12 protein-coding genes are annotated in these 14,970 nt (G+C 37.3%); 7 read left to right on the forward strand and 5 right to left on the reverse strand.

Annotated features, from left to right (window positions below):
• Positions 1-56: 56 nt before the first annotated feature.
• A complete protein-coding gene (locus ACE38V_RS12645) occupies positions 57-2,678 on the forward strand; it encodes a DNA translocase FtsK (protein ID WP_483863917.1) in 2,622 nt (873 codons plus the stop codon).
• Between the two features lie 245 nt (positions 2,679-2,923).
• Entirely contained in the window at positions 2,924-4,222 is a 1,299-nt protein-coding gene (murC, locus tag ACE38V_RS12650) for a UDP-N-acetylmuramate--L-alanine ligase (RefSeq protein WP_375841601.1), read from the forward strand.
• Positions 4,223-4,287: 65 nt separating this feature from the next.
• Here murC and ACE38V_RS12655 read toward each other — a convergent pair whose 3' ends face one another.
• On the reverse strand, positions 4,288-5,403 hold the full coding sequence (locus ACE38V_RS12655) for an aminopeptidase (protein ID WP_375841602.1): 1,116 nt from the start codon (positions 5,401-5,403) through the stop codon (positions 4,288-4,290).
• A 211-nt stretch (positions 5,404-5,614) separates the two neighbouring features.
• Between ACE38V_RS12655 and ACE38V_RS12660 the strand changes: the two genes are divergently transcribed.
• From ACE38V_RS12660 to ytxJ, 3 genes are read left to right on the forward strand one after another with little or no spacing between them, the layout of a single operon-like run.
• Positions 5,615-6,085 (forward strand): DUF948 domain-containing protein, encoded by a 471-nt coding sequence (locus ACE38V_RS12660; RefSeq protein WP_375841603.1) that lies wholly within the window; start codon positions 5,615-5,617, stop codon positions 6,083-6,085.
• Positions 6,086-6,103: 18 nt separating this feature from the next.
• Positions 6,104-6,547, forward strand: a complete 444-nt coding sequence (locus ACE38V_RS12665) for a YtxH domain-containing protein (RefSeq protein WP_375841604.1) — start codon at positions 6,104-6,106, stop codon at positions 6,545-6,547.
• Between the two features lie 38 nt (positions 6,548-6,585).
• A complete protein-coding gene (gene ytxJ / locus ACE38V_RS12670; protein WP_375841605.1) occupies positions 6,586-6,924 on the forward strand; it encodes a bacillithiol system redox-active protein YtxJ in 339 nt (112 codons plus the stop codon).
• A 423-nt stretch (positions 6,925-7,347) separates the two neighbouring features.
• Here ytxJ and ACE38V_RS12675 read toward each other — a convergent pair whose 3' ends face one another.
• Positions 7,348-9,528 carry a cell division protein FtsA gene (locus ACE38V_RS12675; RefSeq protein WP_375841606.1) on the reverse strand — a complete coding sequence of 727 codons (2,181 nt, stop codon included), beginning with the start codon at positions 9,526-9,528 and terminating at the stop codon, positions 7,348-7,350.
• A gap of 261 nt (positions 9,529-9,789) precedes the next feature.
• On the opposite strand from ACE38V_RS12675, the gene ACE38V_RS12680 reads away from it, so the two are divergent.
• Together ACE38V_RS12680 and ccpA are read left to right on the forward strand one after the other, a co-directional pair.
• Positions 9,790-10,866, forward strand: a complete 1,077-nt coding sequence (locus tag ACE38V_RS12680) for a bifunctional 3-deoxy-7-phosphoheptulonate synthase/chorismate mutase (RefSeq protein ID WP_375841607.1) — start codon at positions 9,790-9,792, stop codon at positions 10,864-10,866.
• A 209-nt stretch (positions 10,867-11,075) separates the two neighbouring features.
• Positions 11,076-12,074: a catabolite control protein A gene (gene ccpA, locus ACE38V_RS12685; protein WP_375841608.1), complete on the forward strand. Its 999-nt coding sequence runs from the start codon at positions 11,076-11,078 to the stop codon at positions 12,072-12,074.
• Between the two features lie 133 nt (positions 12,075-12,207).
• Here ccpA and ACE38V_RS12690 read toward each other — a convergent pair whose 3' ends face one another.
• The 3 genes from ACE38V_RS12690 to ACE38V_RS12700 form a co-directional block, all read right to left on the reverse strand.
• Complete coding sequence (locus ACE38V_RS12690; protein ID WP_375841609.1) at positions 12,208-13,380, reverse strand: acetoin utilization protein AcuC; 1,173 nt, start codon at positions 13,378-13,380, stop codon at positions 12,208-12,210.
• Entirely contained in the window at positions 13,377-14,024 is a 648-nt protein-coding gene (locus tag ACE38V_RS12695) for an acetoin utilization AcuB family protein (RefSeq protein ID WP_375841610.1), read from the reverse strand. Before ACE38V_RS12695 ends, ACE38V_RS12690 begins: the two co-directional genes overlap by 4 nt.
• Before the next feature lie 162 nt (positions 14,025-14,186).
• Entirely contained in the window at positions 14,187-14,819 is a 633-nt protein-coding gene (locus tag ACE38V_RS12700) for an N-acetyltransferase (protein WP_375841611.1), read from the reverse strand.
• Between the last annotated feature and the right edge of the window lie 151 nt (positions 14,820-14,970).

Consider the following 14,970-nt stretch of genomic DNA (forward strand, 5'->3'; position numbering starts at 1 on the left):
TAGTTAGATTTGAGAAAGAGTGATTACTTTTGAGTTGGATTAAAAAATTTTTTCAAATGTTTAAATCTGAAGATGAATATGAAGAAATTGAAGATTTTTCATACGATGAAGAATATGATGAGCGAAATATAAATACAAGAAATAATCATCCTGATGGGAAAGGAAATTTAGACACAAAGGTTTTTTATCAATATCCAAAAGGTCAATTTAAATTCCCACTTATACCGGATGAGTCTAAAGAGGAAAGTGAAAAAATATCGAGTAACCGCAAGCAAATTCATCATCCTCCACGGTCTGGGTTAAGTGATCATGGGGATGAGCAAATTGCAAACAAAAGGCGTGAGCAGTCTATTCCGCTGTCAAGTAAAAAAGAGATAGAAGTCGTTATACATAATCGAAGGCCTTTTCGTCCCACAGAAATTCCTTCACCTATTTATGGATACAATCGACCAGTAAGAAAAGCAAAAGAGCGCCAAGAAATTGTCGAGTTTGAATTACATGCATTTACTGAAAAGGATGATGAGTTGGTTAAAAAGAATGTTCAACCCATTCAGGTAGAGCAGATTTTGGCTGAGGAAAAGCTCGATATGCAGGAAAACAATAATGTGGTTGATGAATCTTTAACTAGTGACTTGGAAATGACTCAATTGAAAGGAACAGGGCATAAGGATGTTCCATCTAAAGAAGAGGAAGTCGTTTCTGCCTTCGATTCATCTCCATTTGTAGCGGCAGCGATGGAACTGGATAGTACGGATGAAGGTAGTTCGATTGAAGATAAATTTGATTTTCCAAGTGAACTGGATATAACCGACGTAGAAACAAATGCGGATGAAATTGAATTACAAGCCGAAGCAATGATGGAGTATGAAACTATTGAAACGAATATTGAAGAGGGAATGGAGGTAGAAAAAGCAGCAATAAAAGGAAATGACGATCCACAAGAGTCCTCAATATCGGTTCACACAATGGATGAAGAAAAAACATCTATGGAGGATTCTGAAAACGAAGTCATAATTGCTGATGACCATTCTTCTTCTAATGATGAATTTTTGGATAAAGAATCAAAAGAAGAAGAGAAAAGAAACAAACATCGATCTCATTTACCTTTTAATGTTATCATGCTTAAGCAAGACAAACGGAAGATTGACCATTCCCTAATGACAAACGAGAAAAAGCCTTCTGTCTCATCAAGTTCTGAGACAGAAGAGTGTCATACAAAAACGGTGGAACAGAATCCATCCTCTGAGATTCAAGAATACAAGTTTCCAGCAACTGAATTATTGACTCCACCTGCTGTGACGGATGTTAGTGATGAATGGTTGAATGAGCAAGAGCAGTTTCTAAATGAAACTTTGATGAATTTTAATGTAGGGGCTAAGGTCGTAAACGTAACTCAGGGCCCTGCTGTAACTCGTTTTGAAGTTCAGCCTGACCCTGGAGTAAAAGTAAATAAAATTACAAATTTATCTGATGATATTAAACTCAGTCTTGCTGCAAAGGATATCCGTATTGAAGCACCGATCCCTGGGAAGCACACAATTGGAATTGAGGTACCTAATCAGAAAAGCCGACCTGTTTTTATTAGTGAGATTATTAATAGCCATGTATTTAAACAGCAGGAGTCGCCACTAACGGCTGTTCTTGGTCTTGATATTTCAGGAAAACCGATTGTAACCGATTTACGAAAAATGCCCCATGGATTAATTGCAGGGGCTACAGGCTCAGGAAAGAGTGTTTGTATCAATTCCATCTTAGTTAGCTTATTATATAAAGCGACACCTGATGATTTAAAGCTGCTTCTGATTGACCCTAAAATGGTTGAACTTGCACCTTACAATCAAATTCCGCATCTTGTTAGTCCAGTTATCACGGATGTTAAAGCTGCGACTGCTGCTTTAAAATGGGCAGTTGATGAAATGGAGCGACGTTATGAATTATTTGCTCATACAGGGGTAAGGGATATTACAAGGTTCAATGAGCTTGCAGAAAATCATCAACGATATGCAGATAAATTACCTTATATTGTGATTATTATTGATGAGCTTGCTGATCTGATGATGATGTCCCCAGCAGATGTGGAAGAAGCTATTTGCCGTATTGCTCAAAAAGCAAGAGCTTGTGGCATTCATTTAATCATAGCTACACAAAGACCATCTGTGGACGTCATTACAGGTTTAATTAAGGCCAATGTGCCAACTAGAATTGCCTTTTCTGTATCATCTCAGATTGATTCAAGAACGATCATCGATATCGGAGGAGCTGAAAAGCTTCTCGGACGAGGGGATATGCTCTTCCTTGAAAATGGAACCTCAAAGCCGGTAAGGCTTCAAGGTACCTTTGTCTCAGATACAGAGATTGATGATGTGGTTCAACATGTTCGGGAACAGCAAGAACCGGATTATTTATTCCATCAGGAAGAGTTAATCAAAAAGGCGCAAATTACTGAGGAAGAAGATGAATTGTTTTATGAAGCATGTGAATTTGTAGTTGACCAAGGAGGTGCTTCAACATCCGGTATCCAACGCCGATTTAAAATTGGATATAATCGAGCAGCACGATTGATTGACATGATGGAGCAACAGGGATTTATATCCGAAGCGCGAGGAAGTAAACCAAGGGATGTTCTTATTACAGAAGCGGAATTAGAATCGATTCAAGATTCTAATGCAATGTTTTAATCTATGGGTATTCTTGCCTGTATAAATCAAATAATAATTGTAGGATATTTGTGAATTTGCATGAAAATGTAATTTTATTATAAGACTTATACAAAAATCGATACATAGTATTTATTATTTATTATGGTATAATGTCTTAATATGATGAATGCTAGTTTGAGTGTTGATATATTCTGTTGTATGAGCAAATATAGTGAAATGTCATATACTGTTTTACAGATAGACGCAATTGGGAGGTTCTTTATATGACTATTTACCATTTTGTGGGGATTAAAGGTTCTGGAATGAGTGCCTTAGCACAAGTTTTGCATGATATGCATTTTGTAGTACAAGGGTCTGATATTGAAAAGCACTTCTTTACTCAAGTAGCCCTTGAACAAGCAGGAATAAAGATCCTTCCCTTTCAAAAGGAAAATATAAAACCTGGAATGGTCATTATTGCGGGAAATGCTTTTCCAGATACTCATGAGGAAATAGTGGAAGCAGTAAGGCTTGGCCTTCCCGTCATTCGATATCATCGCTTTTTAGGTGACTTTTTGCAAAACTTTACTAGTGTTGCGATAACTGGGGCACATGGAAAAACGTCGACAACGGGGCTTCTAGCTCATGTAATGGGCGGTGCGAAGCCTACTTCTTTCTTAATAGGAGATGGAACCGGTAAGGGAGAGAAAGACGCACATTATTTTGTATTTGAGGCGTGTGAATATAGAAGGCATTTTCTATCCTATTTTCCAGATTATGCAATCATGACGAATATTGATTTTGATCATCCTGATTATTTTGCCAATATTGAAGATGTGTTCTCTGCTTTTCAGGAATTGGCATTACAAGTGAAAAAGGGAATTATTGCATGTGGGGATAATGAGCAGCTTCAAAAAATTCAGGCAAAGGTTCCTGTTCTTTTTTATGGATTTGGCGAAGAAAATGATTTTCAAGCAAGAAATGTGGTCAAATCGACAGAGGGTACAACCTTTGATGTTTTTGTACGCAATACATTTTTTGAAAGCTTTTCAATCCCTTTCTTTGGCAATCATAATGTTTTAAATGCCCTTGCTGTTATTGCCCTTTGCCATTATGAAGGGATTAGTGCTGAAATCGTAAAAAGCCATTTAATGACCTTCCAAGGGGTTAAAAGAAGATTTACGGAAAAACACGTTGGAAATCAAATTTTAATTGATGATTATGCTCATCATCCAACTGAAATCCGGGCTACTTTAGATGCCATAGGACAAAAATATCCGGATAAAAGAGTTGTTGCTGTATTTCAGCCACATACTTTTACAAGGACGCAGACATTTTTACAAGATTTTGCGGATAGCTTAAATTTGGCGGATCAAGTCTTTTTATGTGAAATCTTTGGTTCTGTAAGAGAGAATCACGGCAAGCTGACGATCACTGATTTGCAGGCTAAAATTCCTAATTCTGTTGTAATTACAGAAGATGGAACGAAAATCTTGAGGAATTACGATAATAGCGTTATTGTGTTTATGGGTGCAGGGGATATTCAAAAATTCCAAGAAGCTTATGAAAAACAAGTACAATAAAATAAAAGGCCAGCCTCAGCAGAATGAGGCTGGCCTTTTAGTAAGGATAAGGGTAGAAGCGCGGGTTATTTTAAATTTTCTGGATTTAGTGATTCTAGTTCAGAAATGACAAATCGTCCGTCCTTTCTAATTAGCACGTCATCGAAGTAAATTTCGCCACCACCATACTCTGGTCTTTGAATATTGACCAAATCCCAATGGATATTGGAGTGATTTCCATTAAAGGCATCATCGTAGCATTGACCTGGTGTAAAGTGGAAACTTCCATCGATTTTTTCATCAAAAAGAATGTCCTGCATTGGTTGTTGAATAAATGGGTTTACTCCAATGGCGAATTCACCAACATACCGTGCCCCTTCATCCGTATCAAAAACTTTGTTGACACGCTCTGTATCATTAGCGGTTGCTTCGACAATTTTTCCGTTCTTAAACGTTAGTTTTACATGTTCAAATGTAAATCCTTGATATGGAGAAGGGGTATTATAAGTTACGACACCGTTAACGGAGTCCTTTACAGGGGCTGTATAAACCTCTCCATCTGGAATATTCATTTGTCCAGAGCATTTAATAGCAGGAATATCTTTAATAGAGAAGGTTAAATCTGTCCCTGGACCAGTAAGACGGACCTTATCCGTTTTATTCATTAAGGTGACAAGATTGTCCATCGCCTTATCCATTTTGCTATAATCTAAATTACATACTTTAAAGTAAAAATCTTCGAATCCCTCTGTGCTCATTTTGGCCAATTGTGCCATAGAAGAGGTAGGATAACGAAGGACTACCCATTTTGTTTTTGGAACACGAATGTTAGTATGGACTTTTTTCCCAATGGTGCTGCCATGGATTTTCATTTTATCATCGGGCACATCTGCTTGTTCATTAATGTTATTTCCTGAACGAAGACCTATGTATGCATCCATATGACTCATTACATTTGCTTCAAAATCAGCTATCATGTTAAAGTGTTCATCACTAGCACCCATGAGGAGCTCACGATCGACTTGATTGTCTTTAATGGATACAAATGGATAACCTCCTGCGGCATAAGCCTCTTTCACTAATGCCGTTACCAATTCCTTTTGCAGCCCAAAATTCTCGATGAGTACTTTCTCACCTTTTTGAAGACGAATAGAATAATTAATTAGATTCTTTGCCAGTATTTCAATTCGAGGGTCTCTCATTCTAAATCTCTCCTATACATTTTTAGACATTTACGTTTCTATTGTAACCTAAATTAAGAAAATTGTTGAATGATTGAATCAATTCATTTTTATGATAATATTTTCTTAAGGGCTTCCATTCTAGAAAACATGGTTTGGAATGACTTGAACAAAAGAAATATAAAATAGAACTTATACAAAAAAATTGTTGACCATTCGGAGGTGCCTTAGCTTGATTATTATTCTTTATTTAAGTGTTGCAATCATCGCCATTGCTTTCGTTATTCTTGTTATCTTTGTTTCGAAAACGTTAAAATCATTACAGGGAACATTAGAAAGTGTATCTGAAACATTGGGAGGACTTGAAAAGCAGCTTGATGGTGTTACACGCGAGACTACTGAACTGCTACATAAGACCAATGATGTTGTTCTTGACATCCAACAAAAATCTGAAAGCCTTAATACGGTTTTTGATGCTGTAAAAGATGTAGGAACAACCATAAAAGGGTTTAATCACTCGCTTCAAAATGTTACGAATACTGTAGAAAAGCAGTTGGAGCAAAATAAGGAAAAGGTGACTCAAGTCGTTCAATGGAGTAATATTTTTCTTGAATTAAAAGATAAATGGAAATCTCGAAAACAACAAACAATAGAGCATGAACAGGAAGAGCACAAACGGTTAAGGAATCAAGCCAATATGTAATATAATGGAGGAGATTTTATGTCAAATTCTGAACGAAAAAAACAGGCTAAGGACGTTGAAAATCAAAGCTCAAAGGGTTTTGTTTTAGGTGCACTTATTGGAGGCGTTATTGGTGCCGGAGTCGCTCTATTTTTGGCACCAAAGGCCGGGAAGGAGCTTAGGAGAACAGTGAGTTCAGAAGTTTCATCCCTTAAGGAAAAAACGGGACAACTTCGTGAGACTGCTGTAACAAGGGGTACAGAATTGGTGGAAACGGCAAAGAAGAAATCACAATCCATATCCGAAACGGTTTCGAAGCAATCCACAGATTTTATCAATAAAATCAAGCGTAATGAGGTAGTCGAGGACAACTTAGAGGAACAGGCTGACATGACAAAAAATCAACAAAATGATCAAATTCAGCAAATGCTCGATGAAACAAAAAAGGCATTTGATGAGACTGAGCGCCAGTTGAATCATTAATTATTGAGCATGAGTTTATTTTCAAGGGGGAATTTGGGATGAAGCAAATTAAGACAATTGATCAATTTGAAGAGCTATGCAAGGAAGGAGAGCATTTTTTCTTCCTCAAGCATTCATTAACCTGTCCAATTAGTCAGGCGGCGTATGAAGCCTATCAACGATTTTCGACTGAAGCAAGTGATATCGCCTTTTATTATTTAACCGTTCAGGAATCTCGACCATTATCTAATTACATTGCTGAAAAATATCATATTAAACATGAATCACCACAGGCATTTTTATTTATCAATGAAGTGCCAGCTTGGAATGCCTCTCATTGGAAAATTACAAATGAAGCTTTGAAAAATGCTTTAGAGGGGTCTGAAAAAAAGGGATAAACAATTATTAGAATATGACATTTATCCCACTCTTAACGGACATTTTGACTCCCACTTCAAGATTCTGAGAATACGAAGAAGATAAGTGGGAGATCAACTGTCCGTAAAGGTCCGATGAGGGATTAAGGTCCTAGTCAGGCGAAGCCACAGGACGTGGCGTTATGAGCGTGATAAGTGAAATAAGATTTTTCTTTGGGCTTCAGCCCTTAGAAAAATCAATCAGGCTTTGCGTGACTAACCATCAGTGGGGGATGAATGGCAGACTAAAAGCGCGACGTCAATCGCAACGTCTGCACACTTCACGTCCTGTGCGTCGAAAACCACCACTGATGGAAGTTTCACTTTATCCAAAAAAATGGGGCTATTGCTTCGTTCTACAGCATCTATTTCTTATGCTGAAATGAAGCAATAGCCCTCTTTGTTTTATTTTTTGATTCCTGAATATTGATTTTGTTGTTGTGCTGGCCATCGGATTTCAAGCTTATCACCAGGGGCTAATTTCTCATGAAATCCAGATTGCTTATTATTTTTTAATAATTGAAATTTGCCATTGGCATTCTTGGGTATTTCAAATTTCACCTGGTTAAATACATCTTGAAAGATAAATGGTTCGATTTTTTTTGTATGCAATGTTATATGATCACCATCATGCACAAGATCTTTCTCCGTCAGAATTGTTTCGCCTTTTGTAATTTCAGCCAGTCGTTTTTCTAGTAACATTTCCTTTCCGTTAAAATAAATTGGAATGGAGTGAGAAAGGATAATTTGTTTATAAGCTGCTAGTTCTCGAATTGTTGGATTTTTCTTGCCTTCGACAACCAATTCATCTAGATGTTCAAAGTTACTTTGGAGCTTTACCTCGATTCCATTTCGAAATAACTTCCCTGAAAATGCAGGAATAAACGTTTCCTTGTCATTGATTCGAATTCGAAAAGGTCTTAGCTCTAATAGCCAGTCTTTAAGATTCAATGATTTTAGCAATGCCTCAATGGTATCTGGCATATGCACTTGAATGATGTCCCTATCTTCAATTTCATAATCATTGCTTACTTCTTTTCCGTTACAGCTAATTGTGGCCGTAATGGTGTACTCAATCTCATTAATCGTTATCGATTTTGTGGGAATTTCATCTATCAGGTCTTTAATTTTTAGGGCAGCCTTTTTTCCATCTTCCCCTTTTTCAACGATTAATTGATCCCCATTTTTAATTTCATCATCTAATGAAGAACGGGTTCCATTTTTTCGAATAAGAGGGGGATGTCCATGTTCCCCAGGAATTGTAATGGTTTGGTTATTGACGGTTACAATGCTGGCGAATCCTGGCTTTCCATATAATTTATTCATTTTAATTCCAGCTGCGAGAAGACCATCTCCAACCGTTAATTTTTTCACTTCAAATAGCCGAACAGGCTGTTCGTTCACATAGACTGTCATATATTGTACGGGTGATTTTTTGGCAGCAATTGCAATCCCTATAGGAGTAACAAGCTCAGGACCTTTCGTGATGTGACTTGATATCGTTAAGGAGGAAATGGCGTCTATTCCACGAATGGCCACACGATTTTCTGGTAAAGCTAATTTTTCCGCAATTCGACTAGGCAACTCTGGAGTGAGACTTCCTCCACCGACAAGCATAACGGCCTTTGGAGATTTATGATTATTTAATCTCAAAATTTCATCACAAATGGAGGCAGCCAATCGATCGATCGTTAACGAAATTTCTGCTACGACATCCTCCCTTGGAATTTCCGCCTCAAATCCAAGAATATCGGTAACCGTAATGATTTCATCTGTTAATAATTCCCGTTTTGCTTTTTCGGCTAATGGAAAGTCCAAAAGATACTGGTCACTAATGGCTTCTGTTATTTCATCACCAGCTATCGGTACCATCCCATATGCGATCACTGTTCCCATATCTGTGAGGGCAATATCAGATGTTCCTGCCCCAATATCAATCAAGGCAACATTCAATCTTCGCATTGATGGGGGAATTAAAACATTTATGGCTGCAATTGGTTCTAAGGTTAATGCTTCCATTTCCAAATCGGACCGATGGAGAGCAGCAATCAAGGATTCTACCACAACCTTTGGCAAAAAGGTTGCAATGATTTCAACGGATGCTTCATCACCCTGTTGATCAATCAAGCTTCCAATTTCTTGATCGTCGAGTCGATAATAAAGAACAGAGTACCCAACACAGTAATAATAATGGCTGCTTTCTGCTTCATGTTTTTCAGCAACCGTTGATTGAGCTAGCTGTACGGCACTTAATTCAAGATGAAGGATATCTTGTTTTTGCATCATCGGTTTCCCTTTAATACTGACGGTAACTTTTGCTTTTTCTGTTTTTAATGCTCGACCAGCCGCTGCAACACTAACTGATTTTAATGGACCATGATTTTTTTCTAAATCTTGTTTAATCTCAGTAATCACTCGAGAAACAGCAAGAACATCGTGAATTTGACCATCTAGCATTGCTCGCTCTGAATGTTCCTTAGCAAGGATATCGACAACGTGATATTGTGAGTTCTCTTCTTCAAGAATAATTCCCACAACAGATCGTGTTCCTATATCAAGCGCAAATAATTTCTTTTTATCGGGCAAACTGATCCACCTTCTTTAATAGGACTAGGGATTTTGACATCAAAACGCTTTAGCGCTTAAAAGCGTTTAATGATTGAAGTAAATTATTCGTGACATTATTAATTAATTCATATATAATAACTCTAATTCTATAGAAAAATGTATCACATTTTTAGTGGCCGTAAAAGAATAATAGGAGGAAATGATTGCTATCCTAGGTTTATACTACTTTTTCCGATATTAGATTGACGGCTATAATTTAATCGAAAGGATTGGGAGAAAATGAGTAATGTTGAACTTGATCAACTACGAAATCGAGTGGAAGAAATAAATTTAGAGTTGCTACGCCTAATTAATGAGAGAGCAGTACTCGTTCAGGAAATTGGTCGTGTGAAGGAAGCTTCAGGTGTCAATCGATATGATCCGGTTCGCGAGCGTCAAATGTTAAATTCAATCAAAGAGAATAATGATGGTCCATTTGAAAATTCTACAATTGAACATCTTTTCAAAGAAATTTTTAAAGCAGGTTTAGAATTGCAAGAAGACGATCATCGCAAGGCGCTTTTAGTTTCACGTAAGAAAAAACCGGAAGACACTATCGTTTCTATTAAAGGGGTTCAAGTGGGTGATGGCACACAACACTTGATTTTCGGACCGTGTGCCGTTGAGTCATATGATCAAGTTGCCGCTGTAGCATCGGCAGTTAAGGCAAAAGGATTAAAGCTTTTACGAGGTGGCGCATTTAAGCCAAGAACCTCTCCGTACGATTTCCAAGGACTTGGTTTGGAAGGCTTAAAAATTCTGAAAAGAATTGCAGACGATTTTGATTTAGGAGTCATCAGTGAAATTGTAAGTCCTAATGATATCGAAACAGCCGTTGATTATATTGATGTCATTCAAATTGGTGCAAGAAATATGCAAAACTTTGAGCTTTTAAAGGCAGCTGGTCAAGTCAATAAGCCCATTCTTTTGAAACGCGGCTTAGCAGCAACAATTGAGGAATTCATCAATGCAGCTGAATATATTATGTCTCAGGGCAATGGTCAAATAATGCTTTGTGAACGTGGAATACGGACCTATGAGCGTGCGACACGAAATACTTTAGATATCTCTGCAGTTCCAATTTTAAAACAAGAAACTCATTTACCAGTACTAGTGGATGTAACCCATTCAACTGGAAGAAGAGATTTATTATTACCATGTGCGAAAGCTGCTCTTGCGATTGGTGCTGACGGAGTCATGGCAGAAGTTCATCCCGATCCAGCAGTTGCTCTATCGGATTCTGCCCAACAGATGGATTTAAATCAATTTGAAGAATTCTATGCAGCTCTTCAAGAATCTCGTTTATTAAGAGTTTAATGATTGTTTTATTACCTTCTACTGAAAAGTAGAAGGTTTTTTTTTTACTTTTTTGTTAAAATAGTACGGATATCATTGCAGGATAAACAATTGTACGATATGATTAGTCATCAATATCTGTTTTTTTTACATTATAGGAGTAGACTATACATACTTGAAGTAAAATAAGGAAAAAGTGAGAGCGTTTTTAATAGTGAGGAGTGTTTAAATTGAATATAACCATATATGATGTGGCAAGAGAGGCAAATGTTTCGATGGCAACTGTTTCCAGAGTTGTAAATGGAAATCCGAATGTAAAGCCAGCTACAAGAAAGAAAGTAATGGAAGTAATTGAAAGATTAGGATATCGTCCAAATGCAGTAGCTAGAGGCCTAGCTAGTAAAAAAACAACAACAGTGGGTGTCATTATTCCCGATATCTCTAATCCATTCTTTGCTGAGCTTGCTAGGGGGATTGAAGATATTGCAACCATGTATAAGTACAATATTATTTTAAGCAATTCTGATCAAAATAAAGATAAAGAATTACATTTGCTTAATAATATGCTTAGCAAACAGGTGGACGGTATTGTATTTATGGGCGGAAATATCACTGATGAGCATGTAGCTGAATTTGAAAAATCTCCGGCTCCAATTGTACTTGCCGGTTCGATTGAAGAATCGAAGAAGATTCCTTCTGTCAATATTGATTATGAACAAGCTGCCTATGATGTGACAAATGAATTCATCAATAAGGGAGAAAAGAAGATTGCTTTTGTGACGGGTCCTCTGCATGAGCCAATTAATTTAGAAAAGAAATTAAAAGGATATAAACGGGCATTAGAAGATCATGATATCGAATATCGCGAAGAATACGTGTTTGAAGGCGATTATACGTATGATTCAGGTATTGAAGCTATTGAGTATCTAATCAGTTTAGAAGAAAGACCAACCGCGATTTATGTAGGTTCTGATGAAATGGCATTAGGGGTCGTTCATGGAGCAGAAGATAAGGGATATCATATACCGCAGGACTTTGAAGTCATTAGCTCAGATAATACTCGGTTATCACTCATGGTTCGTCCTCAGTTAACAACGGTTGTTCAACCTTTATATGATATTGGTGCTGTTGCCATGAGACTATTAACGAAATATATGAATAAGGAAAAAGTTGAAAATCATACGGTTGTGCTGCCGCATCGAATTGAATATCGTAGTTCAACAATGTAATTAAGATAAAAATAGGAATAAAAAAGGCTGCCAGTGTACTGCACCCCAAAAGTTAGAGTAAAATCTAACTTTTGGGGGTCACCTCACATTTTGATCAGCCTTTTTTCTATGATGTTTGATCAAGTGAATGATGTTATAGGGATTCGGCTTTTGTTTTTTTCCTGATGGGGTAAAGAGCTTTGCTTACGGTTAAAGCATTTTTCTCTGATATCTCTCTTTTTCGGGGGATTTCTGGATATAAATCCTCTGGATCATCCCAATATCGGGGAAGTTCGACTGGTGCTTTTGAATGCCATTTTTGAATCCATTCAAGCGGCAAATGTCCATAACAATTTGAGTTTTCTGTCATCTCCATCCAAATAAGGGCCCATGCACGAGGGACCACTTTCCAAATATCGTAACCACCGCCACCCACTGCTACCCAGCGGCCTTCACAATATTGATGTGCGATTTCATGGGCTAATCGAGGAATCTCTCGATAAATTTTCATCGTGGCTGATAGATGGGTTAAAGGATCGAGATAGTGAGAATCGGCTCCATTTTGGGTCAAGATAATATCTGGTTTAAAAAACTCGGCCACCTCTCTAAAGGAGGTGCGATAGGCATCTAGCCATGACTCGTCTTCTGTAAAGGCATCAACGGGGATATTAAAGGAATAGCCATAGCCTTTTCCTTGTCCGCGTTCATTGACATTTCCTGTTCCAGGAAATAAATAACGCCCAGTTTCATGTATGGAAAGGGTACATGCATTGGGATCATCATAAAATGACCATTGAACTCCATCTCCATGATGAGCATCGGTATCTATATACAAGACGCGTGCTTGATATTTTTCCTGTATATATTTAATCGCAACAGAGCTGTCATTGTAGACACAAAATCCTGATGCTTTTCCGCGAAATCCATGGTGTAGCCCTCCACCAAGATTGATCGCATGATCGGCTTTTCCTGTCATGACATAGTCAACAGCGGTTAATGTTCCTCCGACAAGAAGAGAGCTTGCTTCATGCATATTAGGAAATATGGGAGTATCTTCTGTGCCAAGTCCATAATTTTCGGCACTTGTTTCATTTAATAGACCATGCCCAGCCATTCGAACTGCATTTACATAACTTGGATCATGGTTTAATTGTAGCTCTTCCTCAGAAGCTTGGCGAGGAGGAATGATCTGATGTTCATTTATTGCTCCAAGACTTTTCAATAAATCCAATGTAAGTTTTAAGCGAATTTGATCAAAGGGATGATTGTTTCCAAAGTTGTAATTAAGCTGGTCTTCTGAGAAAACAAAAACAGCGTTTTGCTTCATAAGGTTATCCCCGGTAAATTTGGCCATAAAACATGGTGACCCGCCTTTTTTAAATCTTCTATTAAACTTACTGGATTCATTGTTTGAACTCGAATGACGATGATTTTATCATTTTCATCGTGCTTGTCTGGGTAAACGAGGATACTAAGCACATTGGCTTTCTTTTTATTGATAATGGAAAAAATATCAGAAAGAACTCCCATTTTATGCGGTACTTTGATCTCGATTTGGGAACCGGGTTGATTTGCACCGGTCAATTCTATTAGTGTATGAAGCAGGTCCGCTTCGGTTACGATTCCAACCAATTTTTTATCATTAATTATTGGAACACAGCTGATTCGATTTTCATAGAAAACGGATGCTATTTCTTCAACGAAATCCAATGGGTGTCCTGTAATGAGGTTGGTTTTCATGATTTCTTCTATTGGCCTTTTTAATTCATCTTTGTGCTCTTCTAGATGGAAAATTGATGGAGTGGCATCGCGAATATCAGTATCTGTAACGATACCGACAATGTGATGATCAGAATCAACGACTGGAAAATGTCGAATGGCTTTCTGCTTCATTAATTGTAAAGCATCTTTAATCGTGTTTCTTGGCGATAATGTGGTTAGTTTCGTTTGCATGATTTCCTCCACAATCATCCTTAATTCCCCCTTAATTTACATTGCAAATTTGATGATAAAATTAGTAAACTATTTGTTTCACTTCTTAAAATAGAGTTTAAGTTGCGAAGAATTTTCTCCTCATATACTTAATTATTGATTGAAGTAGAGGGCTAATTCATTTGAGGTAATTTAACATGACTAATACATAAATCGATTCATAAAGCGAAGAGCATCAAATTTTTGAATCGAATCATTGGAAATTCGTTTTCCAATTTTGGCCATAAGACAATTAGCGGGGTGGGAGCTAATTTCCGGATCGTCTGTTGCGTACCATTGAAGACCTCCGGCATTCATCATTTTCTCCATCACTTTTCGATATTCCCATACATTTAAACCAGTCCCTTTTAAATCCCAATGCCAATAGTACTCTGTTGTAATAATGATATAATCCTCCATGGCATCATCCATCATGGAGACAATTAAAAGATTTTTCCCAACAGCACATCCTCGAAAATCTGGGATCACTTCAATGGCACCTAATTCTATTAAGTCATCCACATTGCCTTCAGACCAACGTTCAAGTGGATCGGGGTAAAGGTATGTGACATAGCCAACAACAATGTCACCTAATCTAGCAATGATGATTCTTCCTTCTGGAAGTCCCGCGATTTCAACTAAAGCTTTATGCTGTTGTGCTGGTTGGCGAAATGCGATTAAGCCTTCGTGAAACTTAAGGCCAGCTAACACTTCAGGTTGAACAGGACCTTCAATTATTAGATCTCCATGTGGAGTTTGCAGCTTTTTGGCATTATAGGTTTTTATGTGTTCCATTCATTCACCACCTAATTTTATACAATTAGAATATTAGTTATATTATACATAAAAAAAACAATAAGAAAGCCTTTTCATTTAATTTTTTGTTATATTCGGAAATGTTTTGTGACATTTTTAAAATCTTAAAAATATTTTAATATTTTTTTGG

Source organism: Cytobacillus sp. Hz8 (genome assembly GCF_042263505.1).
Lineage (GTDB): Bacteria > Bacillota > Bacilli > Bacillales > Cytobacillaceae > Bacillus_BE.